Source organism: Devosia sp. GW821-FHT12F11, from assembly GCF_058806655.1.
This window is the reverse complement of sequence record NZ_JBXAPX010000001.1, coordinates 188036-203819: the sequence shown is the minus strand read 5'-3', so window position 1 is coordinate 203819 and position 15784 is coordinate 188036. Positions and strand designations below refer to the sequence as shown.

General features: G+C 66.1%; 16 protein-coding genes. 12 read left to right on the top strand and 4 right to left on the bottom strand.

The features are described from left to right. Positions 1–59: 59 nt before the first annotated feature. The 5 genes from AC1ROK_RS01025 to AC1ROK_RS01005 all read left to right on the top strand — a co-directional run bounded on the left by AC1ROK_RS01025 (position 60) and on the right by AC1ROK_RS01005 (position 4814). On the top strand, positions 60–1808 hold the full coding sequence (locus AC1ROK_RS01025; protein ID WP_492842955.1) for a pyrroloquinoline quinone-dependent dehydrogenase: 1749 nt from the start codon (positions 60–62) through the stop codon (positions 1806–1808). Between the two features lie 89 nt (positions 1809–1897). Further along, positions 1898–2506 carry a c-type cytochrome gene (locus AC1ROK_RS01020; RefSeq protein ID WP_492842953.1) on the top strand — a complete coding sequence of 203 codons (609 nt, stop codon included), beginning with the start codon at positions 1898–1900 and terminating at the stop codon, positions 2504–2506. 3 nt (positions 2507–2509) lie between these two features. Further along, positions 2510–3262, top strand: a complete 753-nt coding sequence (locus AC1ROK_RS01015) for a hypothetical protein (RefSeq protein ID WP_492842951.1) — start codon at positions 2510–2512, stop codon at positions 3260–3262. A 296-nt stretch (positions 3263–3558) separates the two neighbouring features. Further along, positions 3559–4314, top strand: coding sequence for a pentapeptide repeat-containing protein (locus AC1ROK_RS01010; protein ID WP_492842949.1), 756 nt, complete (start codon positions 3559–3561; stop codon positions 4312–4314). Continuing rightward, complete coding sequence (locus tag AC1ROK_RS01005; protein WP_492842947.1) at positions 4311–4814, top strand: thermonuclease family protein; 504 nt, start codon at positions 4311–4313, stop codon at positions 4812–4814. Before AC1ROK_RS01010 ends, AC1ROK_RS01005 begins: the two co-directional genes overlap by 4 nt. A gap of 49 nt (positions 4815–4863) precedes the next feature. Here AC1ROK_RS01005 and AC1ROK_RS01000 read toward each other — a convergent pair whose 3' ends face one another. The 4 genes from AC1ROK_RS01000 to AC1ROK_RS00985 all read right to left on the bottom strand — a co-directional run bounded on the left by AC1ROK_RS01000 (position 4864) and on the right by AC1ROK_RS00985 (position 8154). Then, a complete protein-coding gene (locus tag AC1ROK_RS01000) occupies positions 4864–5616 on the bottom strand; it encodes an ATP-binding cassette domain-containing protein (protein WP_492842945.1) in 753 nt (250 codons plus the stop codon). Beyond that, positions 5613–6365, bottom strand: a complete 753-nt coding sequence (locus AC1ROK_RS00995; protein WP_492842943.1) for an ABC transporter ATP-binding protein — start codon at positions 6363–6365, stop codon at positions 5613–5615. Before AC1ROK_RS00995 ends, AC1ROK_RS01000 begins: the two co-directional genes overlap by 4 nt. Then, on the bottom strand, positions 6347–7057 hold the full coding sequence (locus AC1ROK_RS00990; protein ID WP_492842941.1) for an ABC transporter permease: 711 nt from the start codon (positions 7055–7057) through the stop codon (positions 6347–6349). Before AC1ROK_RS00990 ends, AC1ROK_RS00995 begins: the two co-directional genes overlap by 19 nt. Positions 7058–7158: 101 nt before the next feature. Continuing rightward, positions 7159–8154 (bottom strand): ABC transporter substrate-binding protein, encoded by a 996-nt coding sequence (locus AC1ROK_RS00985; RefSeq protein ID WP_492842939.1) that lies wholly within the window; start codon positions 8152–8154, stop codon positions 7159–7161. Positions 8155–8326: 172 nt separating this feature from the next. Between AC1ROK_RS00985 and AC1ROK_RS00980 the strand changes: the two genes are divergently transcribed. From AC1ROK_RS00980 to AC1ROK_RS00950, 7 genes are all read left to right on the top strand, one after another. Then, the gene (locus tag AC1ROK_RS00980; RefSeq protein ID WP_492842937.1) at positions 8327–8740 is read left to right on the top strand and encodes a cupredoxin domain-containing protein; all 414 of its coding nucleotides are present in this window, start codon (positions 8327–8329) and stop codon (positions 8738–8740) included. Further along, positions 8737–9726: a PQQ-dependent catabolism-associated beta-propeller protein gene (locus tag AC1ROK_RS00975; protein ID WP_492842935.1), complete on the top strand. Its 990-nt coding sequence runs from the start codon at positions 8737–8739 to the stop codon at positions 9724–9726. The genes AC1ROK_RS00980 and AC1ROK_RS00975 overlap by 4 nt, the downstream gene beginning before the upstream one ends. A 196-nt stretch (positions 9727–9922) precedes the next feature. After that, complete coding sequence (locus tag AC1ROK_RS00970) at positions 9923–11098, top strand: type 1 periplasmic-binding domain-containing protein (RefSeq protein ID WP_492842933.1); 1176 nt, start codon at positions 9923–9925, stop codon at positions 11096–11098. Next, entirely contained in the window at positions 11089–11913 is an 825-nt protein-coding gene (locus tag AC1ROK_RS00965; RefSeq protein ID WP_492842931.1) for an ABC transporter permease, read from the top strand. The genes AC1ROK_RS00970 and AC1ROK_RS00965 overlap by 10 nt, the downstream gene beginning before the upstream one ends. A gap of 268 nt (positions 11914–12181) precedes the next feature. Beyond that, complete coding sequence (locus tag AC1ROK_RS00960) at positions 12182–13171, top strand: BMP family protein (protein ID WP_492842929.1); 990 nt, start codon at positions 12182–12184, stop codon at positions 13169–13171. A gap of 7 nt (positions 13172–13178) precedes the next feature. Continuing rightward, positions 13179–14705: an ABC transporter ATP-binding protein gene (locus AC1ROK_RS00955; RefSeq protein ID WP_492842927.1), complete on the top strand. Its 1527-nt coding sequence runs from the start codon at positions 13179–13181 to the stop codon at positions 14703–14705. Further along, positions 14702–15781, top strand: a complete 1080-nt coding sequence (locus AC1ROK_RS00950) for an ABC transporter permease (RefSeq protein WP_492842925.1) — start codon at positions 14702–14704, stop codon at positions 15779–15781. Before AC1ROK_RS00955 ends, AC1ROK_RS00950 begins: the two co-directional genes overlap by 4 nt. The last annotated feature ends 3 nt before the right edge of the window (positions 15782–15784 follow it).

Below are 15784 nucleotides of genomic sequence, written 5' to 3'. Positions count from 1 at the left end.
GCATCGGTCTTATGTGGCGCCAGTGTGCCAAACAAGAACGATCCTGAAGGGGGAGACAAATGCACCTGAAACACCTGATGTCCGCCATGTTGGCTGGCAGCATGCTGGTCCTGCCGGGGGTTGTCCTGGCCGCGGACGTCACCGCCGCGCGGCTTTCCGCCGCGGGCAGCGAAGCGGAAGCCGGCAACTGGCTGATGGTGCACCGCACCTATGATGCGCACCGCTATTCGCCGCTCAGCGAAATCACCCCCGAGAACGTCTCGGGCCTGAAGCTCGCCTTCGCGGTGCCGCTCGGCGGCTCGGAACCGGCCGGGTTCGGCGCCGGCTCGATGGAAGCCACCCCGCTCGCCAAGGACGGCTTCCTCTACATCTCGGATCCGTGGGGCACGCCCTACAAGATCGACGCTTCGGACGGCAAGCAGGGCAAGACCGTGTGGGTCGGCGATACCGGCGTCGACAAGGACCCGAGCCGCGGCATCCTGCTCGCCTCGCGCGGTCTGGCGCTGGTCGACAACTTGGTGATCACCGCGCTCAACGACGGCCGCGTCATGGCGTTCGACGACGAGACCGGCGATGTGGTGTGGGACCAGCAGGTCGGCAAGGAGCCGGGCGAAGGTTTCACCAATGCGCCGCTGGTGGTGAAGGACAAGATCCTCGTCGGCCAGTCCTACGGTGACTGGGCGACCCGCGGCTGGGTTGCGGCGCTCGACGCCAAGACCGGCGAAGAAGTCTGGCGTTTCTACACGGTTCCCGAGCCCGGCCAGCCCGGCTCCGAAACCTGGCTCTGCGACCAGTCGGGCAACCCGGATTGCTGGAAGACCGGCGGCGCGGCGGCCTGGGTGACCGGCTCGTATGACGAAGCCAGCAACACCACCTACTGGGGCACGGGCAACCCGGTGCCGATGTACGATCCGGAATATCGTCCGGGCGACAACCTCTACTCCAACTCGACCGTGGCGCTCGACGCCGATACGGGCGAACTGAAGTGGCACTTCCAGTACACCCCCGGCGACTACATGGACTATGACGAGGTCGGCGCCCAGCTGCTCGTCGATGCCAAGGTCGACGGCGAAGACCGCAAGGTTCTGGCGCATTTCGGTCGCAACGGCATCTTCTATACGCTCGACCGGACCAACGGCTCGTTCATCGCGGCCAACCCCTATGTGTCGAAGCTGAACTGGACCAAGGGCATCGACCCCAAGACCGGCAAGCCGGTGGAGTATGATGCGTCGAAGCCTTTGCAGGTCTATGCCAACGGCACCATGCGTCGCGGTGGCGAGACGGTGAATACCTGCCCGAACATCCAGGGCGGCATGAACTTCTGGCCCCCGGCGGTCGACTCGACCTCGAACATCGCCTACGGCGCCGGTATCGAAGGTTGCTCGGACCTGACGGTCGAGCAGAAGGCTCCGGAAGACGTGGCGCCGGGCGCTACCACCTTCGCCGGCGGTTCGGCGGCAGCTTCGGGTGCCCAGACCGGTTCGATCTTCGCGTTCGACGTCACCACCGGCAAGCAGGTCGCCAAGATCGAGCGTCCGTATCCCAACTATGCCGGCGTGATGACCACTCCGGGCCTGGTGTGGACCGGCGAGATGGACGGCACGTTCGGCGCCTATGACGCCAAGACGCTCGAGCAGAAGTGGTCGATCAACATGGGCGGCACGTTCAGCGCCCCGCCGATCGCCTTCAAGGTCGGCGACAAGGAGTACATCGCGATCGCGGCCGGCGGCAGCGCCGTGACCACCTTCGGCTACCCCGAGCTCGCCAACCGTCCGGCGGCCAACGTGCTCTACGTGTTCGCGCTCTGACAGCGGGCCCACGACCAGCCTAACCTAATGATGCCGGGCGGTTTCCCACCGCCCGGCACAGCTCATTGAAGAAGGAAGAGTTCCCCAAGATGTCGCTCCTCAACCGCAAATCCCTGGCGCTGCTCGCGGCGGCCGGTCTCATCGCGGTCACCCCGTTGGCGCTCCACGCCGCGCAGCCGCCGGCCAATGCTCCGGCAGCCGAGACTGCCGCTCCTGCTGAAGCTCCGGCGGCCGATGCCGCAGCGATCGAGCTCGATCCGCTGCTTGATGGCGCCGATATCAACCGCGGCGTCGTGGTCTTCGGCAGCAAGGGTGGCAACTGCGTCTCCTGCCACGGCTGGGACGGCAACGGGCTGGGCAAGAATCCGCGCTCGGAAGGCGCTGCGGCGCTGCTGCGTGAATCCGGCCTCGATGCGCAGGGCTTCATCGAGATCATCAGCTGCGGCATCCCCGGCACGCCGATGCCCTATCACGATGCCCAGGCCTACAAGGACGACCGCTGCTACGGCATGACCAAGGCCGACTTCGAAGAGGGCCAGATGCCGCACAAGGGCAAGTCGCTGAAGAAGGAAGATATCATCAGCCTCGTCGCCTACATCCAGACCCACATCCAGGGTAAGCCGAAGGCAACCTACGAGGATTGTGCGTTCTACTTCGGCGCCTCGGCTGAGAAGTCCTGCGCGTTCCTGAAGAAGTAAGCCATGCGCCTCGGCCTCCTGCCGCTTTGCCTCGGCGTGCTCGGCGCGCTGGCGGTGACTCCGCCGGCGCTGGCGCAGTTCGACGCCAACCTCGTGCCCAAATACACGATCTGGGACATCAAGTTCGGCTTGTCCGTCAGCCAGATTCCGCCGGCCGAGATCGCCGAGATCGCTTGCGGCACCAATGGCGGGCCGCCTTCGACGCCGCTCAAGGATTTTTCGGAGTTCGCGAAATGCCCGGCGGAGCCGAGCGGGCTGCACGAGGTGTATTTCACCAACGACGACGAGGCCGACTACATCGCCAAGGCGCTGGAGACCGAATATCGCGTCATGCAGGGCGGTAACTCGATCTATGCTCATCCGGTGGTGTTCTCGGTGCTGATCGACGCCGAGGGGATGGCGCGGGGCATCCGGGTGGTGACCGACGAGCGGGCGGCGGACCGCGAGCGGCGGGTGGCGATGACGCTGTCGCGCAACCTCAAGTCGCGTTACGGGCGCTGGGCGCAGAGCTGTGAGGACCTGCCGCCGACCGACGGGCAACTGCCGGTGGGCAAGATTTTCGTGCACGAGATCTGCACCGCGGACAGCCCGGAGGGCGACGCACGAATGCGGCTCGAGGCCACCTATTTCCGCAAGAAGGGGCAGACCTCGATCAACCTCGAGACGCAGCAGGTCAACAAGAACTACTTCCAGTCGGCGACGCGGCTCGAAGTGGTGCAGAAGCCGTACGAGCCGGACACCCAGCCGGTCCGCTGAAACGCAAGAGCAGGCAATCGCATATGAAGAGCCATCGGCGGTGCAACGATCGACCTTCTCCCCTTGAGGGAGAAGGTGCCCGTAAGCGGACGACGGCCAAAGGCCGTCTCCGCGGGGCGGATGAGGGGTATCTCTCCGCGTACCGGATCGCTCCTCGCTTTGCTCGGAGCGCGCTACACTTCGTTTTGCGATACCCCTCATCCGGCGCTACGCGCCACCTTCTCCCTCAAGGGGAGAAGGCAGCCCGGTGCGCGTTGCCACATGGGATTGCCCTGAGCGGAAGAGGTATACAACTCATGCGGATGGCGCTGTTGGTGCTGCTGGCACTGGTGCCCGGTGTGGCGTTCGCCGGCCCGGCGGACGAGTTGCGGAGCGGTGCTCGCACCGAGTGCCGGGGGTGCGATCTGAGCAATGAGAGCTTCAAGAAGCTGGACCTCGCCGGCGTCGACCTCTCGGGCGCCAACCTCACCAATGCCAGCTTCCACCGCGCCAATCTCAAGGGCGCCAACCTCGCTGGGGTGATGGCGGAGGGAGCGAACTTCAACCTCGCCGATCTGAGCCGTGCCGACCTGAGCGGCGGGCAGTTCAAGGATGCGATGTTCTACGAGGCGCAGCTATCGGGCGCCAAGTTCGGCAGGGCCGATCTCACCGCTACGCGCATGCAGCATGCGCGGCTCACCGGCGCCGATATGAGCGGCGCCGATCTCGACTGGGCGGTGATGAAGGAAGTGCGGCTCAACAATGCCGACCTCACCGGTGCCTCGCTGGAGCGCACCAATCTCGAGAAGGCGAGCCTGGGGCGAACCAGGTTCGACAACACCACGATCACCAGCGCCGGCTTCCTGCAGGCGACGGCGCCGGGAGCAAGTTTTGCGGACGCCAGGATTTCGCTGACCGACTTTTACGGCGCGGCGCTCGACAATGCCGACTTCGCCGGCGCGGTGCTGAGCGACAACCGCTTCACTCGCGCCAGGCTGAAGCTCGAGCAGTTCGCCGGCGCAACGTTCACACGCAACATCCTGCCCGACGGGCGGGTGCAGGGGGCCGAATGATGCATGGGAAACTGAGCCTTGCCGCACTGGCGCTGATCTCGGCGGTGTCGGGCGTTACGGCTGAGGAGGTGGTGAGCGGGGCGGCCAAGGTGGTCGATGCCGACATCATCATGGTGGAAAGGCAGCGGGTGATCCTGTGGGCGGTGGACGCGCCGGAGCGGCCGCAGAAGTGCTTTGTCGGCGACCTGTTGTGGGATTGCTACGGCGCGGCCCGCCAGGCGCTGGGCGAGCTGATCGCCTCGGGCGAGGCCAGCTGCACGCTGCAGCCAGGCGAGCCGGACAAGTTCAACCGGCGCTACGGGGTGTGCACATCGGCGGGCAAGGATATCGGCGCCGAACTGGTGCGGCTCGGCATGGCGCGGGCCTTCGTCGAGCAGGGCGACGATTACGTGGCGCAGGAAGAGCAAGCCAAGGCGGCGGCGATCGGCGTGTTCCAGCCGGGGGCGAAAATCGATGCGCCGTGGGAATTCAGGAAGACCGATCCGCGGAACTATCGGTAGGGTCTCGAGGCGGCAGTAGTGGGGGGTGCCCACGCACCGAGCCTAGTTCCTACTCCGCCACTGCCACCACCGGCTTCACCCCGGTCAGCGCGATGTAGGCCTCATCCAGCGTCTCGGCCCCTGCCGCGGCGATGATCTCGGCCGGCGTGCCGATGCGGATGATTTTGCCGGCAACGATCAGGGCGATGCGGTCGGCGTGTTCGACTTCTTCGACCAGGTGGGTGGCCCAGAGGATCGAGGTCTGGTGCGTATCGCGCAGCCCGCGGATGTGCTGGCCGAGCAGTTTGCGGGTGCTGGGGTCGAGGCCGACCGAGGGCTCGTCCATCAGCAGCAGCAAAGGCTTGTTGAGGGTGGCGCGAACGATTTCGATGCGGCGCTGGTTGCCGCCAGAGAGGGTGCGGACCGGCTTGTCGATCAGGTCGGTGACGGCGAAAAAGGTCGCGGAGGTATCGATGCGTTCGTTGAGCAGCTTGCCGGAGAGGCCGAACAGGTTGCCATGGAATTTGAGGTTGGCGCGCACGCTCATGTCGAGATCGAGCGAGCGCGACTGGAACACCACTCCCAACTGCCTGAGGATCTCGGAGGCGTTGTCCTTATAGCCCATGCCGAACAGCCTGACCTCGCCGCCATCGGGGGAGAACAGGCCCGAGCAGATCTGGAACAGGGTGGACTTGCCGGCGCCGTTGGGGCCGAGCAGGCCGACGATCTCGCCCGGCGCGATGTCGAGCGAGACGCCCTTCAGCGCTTCGTTGTCGCCGTAGGATTTTCTGACGTCCGTCAGGGCGAGCACGGGATCGGTCATGGCAGCTGGTGCTCCCTGGTGCCGACCGAGGCGGCGATCTGGCTGGCGATGGCCTCGCGCTGCTCGCGGCTGCGTTCGCCGCGCGGAATATCGAAGCGGTAGTCGGCGGCGATGCGGGCCGGGCGGCCGGAGAGCACGATGGCGCGGTCAGCGAGCATCGCTGCATCCTCGGGCAGGTGAGTGACCAGCAGCACGGTGGGGCGGCTCGCCGCAATCAGCGCGAACAGCACCTCCTCCATCTCGCGCACCAGGGTGCGGTCGAGCGAGACGAAGGGCTCGTCGAGCAGCAGCAGGCGCGGATTGACCGAGAAGGCGCGAGCCAGCGCGACGCGGCGCTGCATGCCGCCCGACAGCTCGTGCGGGAAGTAGTGCTCGAACCCGCTGAGGCCGACGCGGCCAAGCATCTCGATGGCCTCGGCCTCAGTGGTTTCCGGGCGGACGGCGCGAATGTTGTCGAGCGCGGTGAGCCAGGGCAGGAGGCGTGCATCCTGGAACACGAAGCCGGCAGGCGGGGCAGCCGCCGCGGCGACGCCATCAACGAGCACGGTGCCGGAGAAGAGCGCGTCGATGCCGCCGACGATGCGCAACAGGGTCGATTTGCCGACACCGGACGGACCGACCAAAGCCACCACCGAGGAGGGCTCGACCACGAGGTCGAAGCGCTCGAGCAGCGGCTCGAGCAGGACGTCGAAGCGCTTGCCTGCGACGGCGATATCGAGACGCGGACCACTCATCGCGGTTGCCGCCATCTCAGCACCCGGTGTTCGAGCGGGCGGAGGATCAGGTACTCGAAGACGAAGACCACCAGGATGAAGGCGGTGGTGTAGGCGAAGATGCCCTTGATGTCGAAGAACTGGAAGAACACCGAGATGCGGAAACCGACGCCGCCGTCGGAGCCCAGCACCTCGAAGACGAGGACGATCTTCCAGATCAGGCTGAGCCCGGTACGGGCGGCAGCGAGCACGAACGGCATCAGCTGCGGCACGGCGATCAGCCGCAACTGGCGCAGGAACGGCATGCGGAAGGCGCGGCCGAGATCGTCATAGGCGGGATCGAAGCTGCGCACCCCCTCGCGGATGGTGGCAATGACCAGCGGCAGCTTGTTGAGCACTACGGCGAGGATCAGCGCGAATTCGGTGAGGCCGAGCCAGATATAGAGCACGATGGCGATGACGATCGCGGGGACGTTGAGGCCGACCACCACCCAGGCGGAGAACAGCCGGTCGGCGACGCGCGAGCGGCCGAGTGCGATGCCGATGGCGGTGCCGAGCGCCATGGCGATGACGAAGGCGATGATGGCGCGGGTGAGGGTCTTGCCGAGGTCGGGGAGCAGCTTGCCCGTCGTCGCCAGCGTCCAGACATGGGCGCCGACGTCGATCGGGGTGGGGAACAGGCGCGACGGGAACAGCATGGCGAGGACCTGCCACGCGGCCAGCAGCAACAGCAGGCTGACGAGCTCGAGGGGAATGCCCCGTCTCGCCCCGCGCTGCTGCCGCCCATTTGGGGTTACGGCTGCGGTCCTGCCGTCGCGCAGTTCAACGGCTATTTGCGATAGCCTTTCCAGAACGTGCCGTCGGCCAACTCGGTCGAATCGCCGACCACGTCGGATCCACCGAACTTGGCCATGACGGCGAAGGATTCTTCCGCCGGCTTCATACTGGAAGCGGCGTATTTGGTGACGATGCCGGCGCGGTAATCGTCGCGCAACTGGGCGAACAGCTTGTCGTCATCGCCGACATTCATCACGTCGCGGATCTTGTCCCACAGTGCATCGTCGGTGAGCAGCGCGTTCTTGGTCTCGAAGCTGGCATCGAGGAAGCCCTTGATGGCGGCTTTCTTCTCACGGCCGGTTTCGTCGAAGAAGGCCCAGCCGAGCAGCGGCGGGGTTTCGGAAACGCCGAGATCGGCGAGCATGGCGGCGACCGAGATCAATTCGGTCTTCCCCGCCAGCTTGGCGCGCGAATTCCAGTTCCAGAGGTTGAGCGCCGCCTGGGCCTGGCCACCGGTGATCAGCTCGTTGACCAGCGGGGGCGCCCCGAACTTGGCTTCGGCATCCTCGGTGAGGTTGCCGCCGGTCAGCTTGTTGTAATAGGCGGCGAGGATGACATAGCTCTTGTCGACCGGGCTGCCGGAGACGGCGAGGGTCTTGCCCTTGAGATCGGCGACGGTGGCGATACCGGCCGCCGGGTCGACCATCAGCCCGCCGACGGTCAGCGAGTGCGGCACCATGGTGACCATGTTGCCCTGGTGGCGCTGGATCGAGACCCAGACGAAATCGGACAGGATGACGTCGACTTGTTTGGCCTGCAGCGCGATCTGGCCGGCCTTGCTGTCAGCGACATCGCGGATGTCGAGTTTCAGGTGATGCTTCTTGTCGAGCTCGAGCGCCTGCATGGCGGCCAGCTCCCATTTCACCGTGCCGGTGGCCTGTACACCGAGCGACAGTTTTTCCGGTTCGCCATGCTGGGCGAAGGCACCGGCGGTGAAGCCGATCGCGAGGGTCATCCCCAGCAGAGCGGCCTGTAGAATCTTGCGCATGGTTCCTCCCTGGGAACGCGAGAATGGCAGTGGTGGGTGCAGCGCTAGCACCCGGGATCATTGGGCTTGGCTATATCATGTATTGCGGCCGGCGGGTTGCTGCTGCGTGTCGGGAAAGCAGATTGTAAATTGCGATAACACCGATCGAAACTGCCTATGGGGGGCCACAAAAATGAAGAAACTTCTCGTCGCCGCGACTGCTGCTCTGCTGCTCACCGGCGGGGTGCAGGCGGAGGGCAACCTTGCCGCCAACGGTACCGACCTGACGCTCGAGATCAACACGGTGGACCTGAAGTTTTCTCAGGAGGTGTGGGAGCTCGAGACCGGCAAGTACTACCAGCTCGATATCACCTCGGACGGCAATGAAGAGATCGCCGTGGTGGCGCCCGAGCTGTTCCGCAACTCGTGGATCAACCAGATCGTCGTCAACGACCTCGAGGTGAAGAGCTACGGGCTCTACTCGGTGGAGTTCGATGATGCCGGCACCTTCAACATCTCGTTCGTGCCGATCCGGCCGGGCGAGTATGAAATCTACGTGCCAGGCTACGAGAATCGCGGCCTCAAGGGGAAGTTCATCGTCAAATGAGGTTCACCCGACGCACATTCGTCGCTACCGCGGCGGCACTGCTCGCTTCGAGTGCGGTGCCGCGTGCCGTCGCCAAGGGCACGGGGATGATCTTCGTTTCCACCGAGAAGGGCAACGAAGTGGTGGTGCTCGACCAGTCGCTGGCGGTGGTGAAGCGCATCGCCACCTCGCGGCGGCCGCGCGACATGCACTTCAATGCGGCAAAGGAACTGCTCTACGTCGCCTGTGGTGACGATGATGCGATCGACGTGATCGACGTGGCGAGCCTAGAAGTGGTGGACTCGATCCCCACCGGCCCGTCGCCGGAAGTGTTCGCCTTCTCGCCGGACGAGAAGGTGATCTACGTCTCGAACGAGGAGGACTCGCGGCTCGAGGCGATCGACATGGAGACGCGGGTCTCCATCCAGGACATCCCGACCGGCGCCGAGCCGGAAGGCGTCTTGGTGATGCCGGACGGCAAGACCGCCTATGTGACTTCGGAAGTCGCCGACATGGTGCATGTGGTCGACACCACCACCGGGGCGGTGACCAAGAACATCCTCGTCGGCACCCGGCCGCGCCGCTTCATCCTGACGCCGGATGGCACCGAACTCTGGGTCAGCTGCGAGCTGTCATCGGAGATCTACATCATCGATACGGCCACCAACGAGATCAAGGGCGACAGCCTGATCTTCGTGCCGCCAGGCTTCCGCGAGGAAGACGTGACGCCGGTGGGGATGGCGGTGACGAGGGACGGCTCGAAGATCCTGCTCAGCCTGGGGCGCGCCAACCACATCGTCATCATCGACGGCAAGACCCACGACGTGCTGCAATATGTGCTGGTGGGCAAGCGCGCCTGGTCGGTGGATCTCAGTAGCGACGAGTCCCGGGCCTATGTGGCGAACGGGCTGTCGGACGACATCACGGTGATCGACATGGCGTCGATGAAGCCGATCCAGTCGGTGCCGGTGGGACGCGTGCCGCATTCGGTGGTGATCGATGATTGATGTCTCGCGAATGGTGTCGCGGCCCAAGTCCCTTCTCCCCTCAGGGGAGAAGGTGGCCGAAGGCCGGTTGAGGGGTGAAGCGGTGCAAGGCGCGCTCGTTGAGAAGCTGAACCCCTTACCCAAGCTACGGTACGTCGCTTCGCTCCTACCTGCGCTACCCTCTCCCCTCAGGGGAGAGGGGTCGGAGCGCCGCAGGTTGAAATCAGGACTGCTTTTCTGCGTCCTCCCCCTGGCGGCGTCGCTGTTCCTCGGCGGCGCCGCATTTTCTGCCGAGATCAAGATCGGCTATCTGGGGCTGAAGGACGATCCGCGCTACCACCCGGACCTGGTCTATACGCGCATCGAGATCGCGCCCGGCGGCAACCCGGTCGACGGGGCGACGATGGGCGTCGAGGAAATGAAGGTGGTGTCGGACGCGGTGGACCAGCAGGTGGTGCTGGATCACCAGGAAGCCACCGATGCGGCCTCGCTGGTCGCCAGGCTCGACGAGATGGTGAAGGCGGGCGAGCAGTTCGTCATTCTCGACCTGCCGGCCGAGCTGGTGGACCAGGTGGCGGGGCAAACCCGCGAATGGCCGGTGACGCTGCTCAATGCCACGGCGCCCGAGGATTACCTGCGCCAGCGCTGCTACCCGAACCTCCTCCACACCGCCGCCTCGGACCGCATGCTGTCCGACGCCATGGTGCAGCTGCTCCGCACCCGCAACTGGACCAAGGTGCTGATGCTGGTGGGGGCCGAGCCGCGCGACAAGGCGATGGCGGCGGCGTTCCGCGCCTCGGCCGAGCGGCAGCGCTTCAACATCGTCGACGAGCGCGAGTTCACCCTCGCCACCGATCCGGCCAATCGCGAGCGCAACAACTCGCTGCTGATCACCGGCAACGCCGATTACGACGTGGTGTTCGTCGCCGACCACCAGGGCGAGTTCTCGCGCTATCTGCCCTATGACACGCAGCTGCCGCGGCTGGTGGTGGGCTCGACCGGGCTGGTCGCCTCGGAGTGGCAGTGGAGCTGGGATCGGGACGGCTCGACCCAGGTGACTTCGCGCTTCGAGACGCTGACCGACGGCCGCCGGATGACCGGACAGGACTGGTCGAGCTGGATCGCCGCCAAGGCCATAGTCACCGCCTATGCCAAGGCGCGCACCGGCGAGTATCAGAAGACGGCCGACTATATCCGCGGCAACCGGTTGAAGATCGACGGAGCCAAGGGCGTGCAGCTCAACTTCCGGCCGTGGGACGGACAGATGCGGTTTCCGATCGTGCTCGCGACGCACAACGCGGTCATCGCCGAGGCGCCGCTCGAGGGTTTTCTGCACCAGACCAACGTGCTCGATACGCTGGGCACCGATGAGCCGGAGCACAAGTGTCAGTAAGCGGCTCGCTAAGTCCTTTGCACCTGTGGCTCGGGGTCTACGCCATCACCTGGCGCGAGATCGCCAAGTTCCTGCGCCAGACCGAACGGCTGCTCTCGGCGCTGGTGCGCCCGGCCTTGTGGCTCATCGTCTTCGCCACCGGCCTGCATGACCTGCTCGGCGTTTCGATCGTGCCGCCGTACCAGACCTATACGCCCTACCAGGAATACATCCTGCCCGGGCTGGTGGGGATCGTCATCCTGTTCCAGTGCATGCAGTCGGCGCTGTCGATGGTCTATGACCGGGAAGCCGGGGTGATGCGGGTGATGCTGGTGACGCCGCTGCCGCGCGGCTTCCTGCTGTTCGCCAAGATCACCGGCGCCACCATCCTGGCGCTGCTGCAGGCCTATGCCTTCCTGATCGTGGCGAAGCTCGTCGGCTATGGAGTGCCGGATTTCGGCTATTTCACCGCCATCCCGGCGATCATCCTCGCCGGGCTGATGCTGGGCTCGATCGGGCTCCTGGTCTCGGTCTACACGCCGCAGATCGAGAACTTTGCCGGGATGATGAACTTCGTCGTGTTCCCGATGTTCTTCCTCTCCTCGGCGCTCTACCCGCTGTGGAAGCTCAGGGAGTCCGGCGCCGAGATCGTCTATTGGCTGAGCGTGGTGAACCCCTTCACCCATGCGGTGGAGTTGATCCGCTTCGCCATGTACGGCCAGCTCAACCTCACCTCGCTCGGCGTGGTGGCGGGGTGTGCGGCGGTGGCGTTCCTGCTCGCGGCGCGCGGCTACGATCCGCAGGCGGGAGCGATCCGCAAGGTGAAGCGGGATTAGGCTTAGGTGCCTGAACTAGTAGGGCACCTGAATCTGCCCCAACCACGGTGACGCCGTGGAGGGGGATAGGTGAGCGCATCCTCACGCAGCGGCCAGGCGCGTCATGCGCTGAGCGCAGGGAGCGCCTGTCGTCCACACGTCTTTGTGACGATTGACGACAACGTTAGCAGCATTACGATCCGCGTCTCGCGCTGCGACCCCGAATGTGGGTTGGCGGGCAGGTGGGAGCCCGCGATCCCGCGCAGCGCGCGATACAGGAGAACAACAGATGACATCCTTCATGACACTCTCGCGCCGGCGCTTCGCGCGGGCGGCGCTGCTGCTCGTTGCGACCACTGCGTTGAGCACGCCGGTGCTGGCCGCCGACCTCAAGATCGCGATGATCCTGCCCGGCCCGATCACCGACAATGACTGGAATTCGGTGGGCTATAACGGCCTCGAAGCCGCCGGCAAGGCGCTGGGGGCGGAAGTCGCCTATGTCGAGAACGTCACCGACGCCGATGCCGAACGGCTGCTGCGCGATTTCGCCGAGCGCGGCTATGGGCTGATCTTCGCGCATAGCTTCTCGTTCGGCGATGCAGCGCTCAATGCCGCCGAGGATTTCCCCGACACCACGTTCATGGCCGGCACCGCGGCGGAACTGGCGCCGAACCTCGGCACTTACTCCAACCCGGACTACCAGGGCGCCTATCTCGCGGGCATGCTGGCGGCGGGGACCTCGAAGACCGGTTCGGTCGGCTGGGTCGGCGGCATGCCGGCGCCCAACATGCTGGCCAACCTTCACGCCTATGAGGCGGGCGCCAAGGAAGTGAAGCCCGAGATCAAGGTGCTCCATACCTTTATCGGTTCGTGGTTCGATCCGCCCAAGGCCAAGGAGGCCGCCATCGCGCAGGTGGAGCAGGGCGCCGACGTGCTGAGCGCGCAAGGCGTCGGGGTGATCGACGCGGCGATCGCCAAGAAGGTGTTCGCGCTCGGCGCCATGACCGATCAGAACCACCTCGGCCCTGAGACGGTGCTGACCAGCGTCACCTGGGATCTCGGCCCGCTGGTGACGGCAGTCGGCCAGGCGGTGATCGACGGCACCTGGAAGAGCGAGAACTGGTCGTATGGCGTTGCCGCCAACTCGGTCGGGCTCGCCGATTTCCACGGGCTCGACAAGAACGTCGATCCGGCCGTGCTGAAGGCGGTCGACGACAAGATCGCGGCGATCAAGGCCGGCAGCTTCGAAGTGCCGCTCGACACCAGCGAAGTGCAGTAAGCCAAGAGTGGCGCAGCTGAACGAAGCCGCGGCCGCGGTGGCGATGCGGAATATCCGCGTCGCCTTCGGGCCGGTGGTGGCCAATGACGATGTGAGCTTCGCCGTGCAGCCAGGAGAGATCCATGCGCTGCTCGGCGAGAACGGCGCCGGCAAGACCACGCTGATGCGGGCGCTGGCCGGGTTGATCCAGCCGCAGGCGGGATCGATCGAGATCGGTGGGCAGCCGGTACGGATCGACGGGCCGCTGGAGGCGCGGCGGCTCGGCATCGGCATGGTGCACCAGCACTTCATGCTGGTGCCGACACTGACGGTCGCCGAGAACATCGCCTTGGGGCTCAAGGAGGTGCGGACCTGGTTTCCGCGCCTCGAGCAACTGGCCGATGAGATCGACGCGCTGGGCGCGCGCTACGGGCTTGCGGTGAACGGGCGGGCGCTCGCCGGCGAGTTGTCGGTGGCGAGCCAGCAGCGGGTGGAGATCGTCAAGGCGCTCTATCGCGGCGCGCGCATCCTGGTGCTGGACGAACCGACGGCGGTGCTGACACCGCAGGAAGCGGCGGCCTTGTTCCCGGTGCTGCGTTCGCTGGCGGCCGCTGGGACGGCGATCGTTTTCATCTCGCACAAGCTCAACGAAGTGATGGCGGTCACCGACCGGATCACCGTGCTCAGGCGCGGCAAGGTGGCGGGATCGCTGCGCACGGTCGAAACCGAGCCGCGCGCGATCGCCCGCATGATGGTGGGCGGCGAGGTGACCTTGCCACAGCTCGAGGGCATGCCAACGCCCGGGCGGCCGCTGCTGGAGGTCGATCGGCTGGGGCTGACCGACGCGCGCGGGGTGCGGCGGCTCGAGGGGGTCAGCCTTTCGGTCGGCGCCGGCGAGATCGTCGCGGTGGCGGGGGTCGATGGCAATGGCCAGCAGGAGCTGGCCGAAGCGATCGTCGGGCTGCAGCGGCCCGACACCGGGCGGGTGCTGATCGACGGGGTCGAGATGACGCACCGGCCGGTAGCCGAGCGGATCGCGGCCGGGCTGGCGCATATCCCGGAGGACCGGCACCGCACGGCGATCTTCGAAAAGATGTCGGTCGTCGACAATGCCGTGGCCGAAGAAGCCGGGCGACCGCGCTTTGCCCGCTGGGGCATGCGGCGGCAGGGCGAGACGCGGGCTTTTGCGGCGCAACTGGTGGCCGATTACGATGTGCGGCTGGGCAGCGTCGATCAGGCCATTGGCTCGCTCTCGGGCGGCAACCAGCAGAAGGTGGTGCTGGGGCGGGCACTGAGCCGCGACCCGCGGCTGGTGGTCGCCGTGCAGCCGACGCGCGGGCTCGATATCGGCGCGACGGCATTCCTGCAGAGCCAGCTGTTGAAGCGGCGGGCCGCGGGGGCGGCAGTGCTGCTGATTTCGACCGAGCTCGACGAGGTGCTGGCGCTGGCCGACCGGATCGTCGTGCTGTTCAAGGGGCAGGTGACAGGCGTGGTGGCGCGAGCCGATTTCAGCGTCGAAAAACTGGGGCTGCTGATGGCCGGGAGGGTGGCATGAGCGAGAGCGCATCGGCTGATGCGGTCGGCCTGGCCCGGCGCTGGCTGCTGCCGCGCTCGGTGCTGTCGGGCGTGATCTGCGTCATCGCTGCCTTCGCCATCGGGGCGCTGCTGATTGCGGCGATCGGGCGCGATCCGGTGCTGGCCTATCTCAGCCTGTTCGAGGCGTCGCTGGGCAGCACCAACGGGCTCGCGGAGACGGCGATCCGCACGGTGCCGCTGGCGTTTTGCGGCATCGGCATCGCGCTCGCCTTCCGCGCCGGGGTGTTCAATGTCGGGGCGGAAGGGCAGCTGTTCATCGGCGGCGTCGCGGCAGCCTGGATCGGGCTGCAGCTCGGCGGCCAGCCGCAATGGGTGGTGCTCCCCGCCATGGCTTTTGCCGCGGCCGTCGCCGGCGCGGCCTGGTCGGCGATCGCGGGGGTGCTGAAGCTGAGATTCCGGGCGGACGAGCTGATCACCACGATCATGCTCAACTACATCGCCATCTACTTCGTCGGCTACCTGCTGCATGGGCCGCTGCAGGATCCGGGCTCGCCCTTGGCGCGCACGGCGCGGCTCGCGGCCGAGGCACGGCTGCCGATGCTGCTCGAGGGGACGCGGCTTCATGCCGGATTGCTGCTGGTCGTCCTTGTGGCGATCGTCGCGCAGATCTTCCTCTGGCGCTCGGTGGCGGGGTTCCGCTTGCGAGCCGTGGGGCACAATGCGCGGGCAGCCGAGAATACCGGGATGAACGTCAAGGCGGCGCTGTGGACCGGATTCCTGATCTGCGGGGCGCTTTCGGGGCTCGCCGGCTTCTCCGAAGTGGCGGGAGTGCAGCGGCGGATGATCGAGAACCTGTCGCCGGGTTTTGGCTATACGGCAATCATCGTGGCGCTGCTGGGCCAGACCAATCCGCTCGGCGTGCTGGCGGCGGCAGTGCTGTTCGCGGCGCTGCAGATCGGCTCGACCACGATGGAATCGGCGGCCGGAGTGCCCAGCGCGCTGACCACGGTGATCCAGGCCCTGGTGGTGCTGCTGCTGATCGGTCAGAACGCCTTGCCGCGGCTCATCCGCCGACGCGCCGTGAGCGGGAGCTGAGCC

What these genes read in the sequence shown, in the direction of transcription:
- AC1ROK_RS01025 (WP_492842955.1), top strand. Translation starts at nt 60, where the DNA reads ATGCACCTGAAACACCTGATGTCCGCCATGTTGGCTGGCAGCATGCTG.
- AC1ROK_RS01020 (WP_492842953.1), top strand. Translation starts at nt 1,898, where the DNA reads ATGTCGCTCCTCAACCGCAAATCCCTGGCGCTGCTCGCGGCGGCCGGT.
- AC1ROK_RS01015 (WP_492842951.1), top strand. Translation starts at nt 2,510, where the DNA reads ATGCGCCTCGGCCTCCTGCCGCTTTGCCTCGGCGTGCTCGGCGCGCTG.
- AC1ROK_RS01010 (WP_492842949.1), top strand. Translation starts at nt 3,559, where the DNA reads ATGCGGATGGCGCTGTTGGTGCTGCTGGCACTGGTGCCCGGTGTGGCG.
- AC1ROK_RS01005 (WP_492842947.1), top strand. Translation starts at nt 4,311, where the DNA reads ATGATGCATGGGAAACTGAGCCTTGCCGCACTGGCGCTGATCTCGGCG.
- AC1ROK_RS01000 (WP_492842945.1), bottom strand. Translation starts at nt 5,616, where the DNA reads ATGACCGATCCCGTGCTCGCCCTGACGGACGTCAGAAAATCCTACGGC.
- AC1ROK_RS00995 (WP_492842943.1), bottom strand. Translation starts at nt 6,365, where the DNA reads ATGGCGGCAACCGCGATGAGTGGTCCGCGTCTCGATATCGCCGTCGCA.
- AC1ROK_RS00985 (WP_492842939.1), bottom strand. Translation starts at nt 8,154, where the DNA reads ATGCGCAAGATTCTACAGGCCGCTCTGCTGGGGATGACCCTCGCGATC.
- AC1ROK_RS00980 (WP_492842937.1), top strand. Translation starts at nt 8,327, where the DNA reads ATGAAGAAACTTCTCGTCGCCGCGACTGCTGCTCTGCTGCTCACCGGC.
- AC1ROK_RS00975 (WP_492842935.1), top strand. Translation starts at nt 8,737, where the DNA reads ATGAGGTTCACCCGACGCACATTCGTCGCTACCGCGGCGGCACTGCTC.
- AC1ROK_RS00960 (WP_492842929.1), top strand. Translation starts at nt 12,182, where the DNA reads ATGACATCCTTCATGACACTCTCGCGCCGGCGCTTCGCGCGGGCGGCG.
- AC1ROK_RS00950 (WP_492842925.1), top strand. Translation starts at nt 14,702, where the DNA reads ATGAGCGAGAGCGCATCGGCTGATGCGGTCGGCCTGGCCCGGCGCTGG.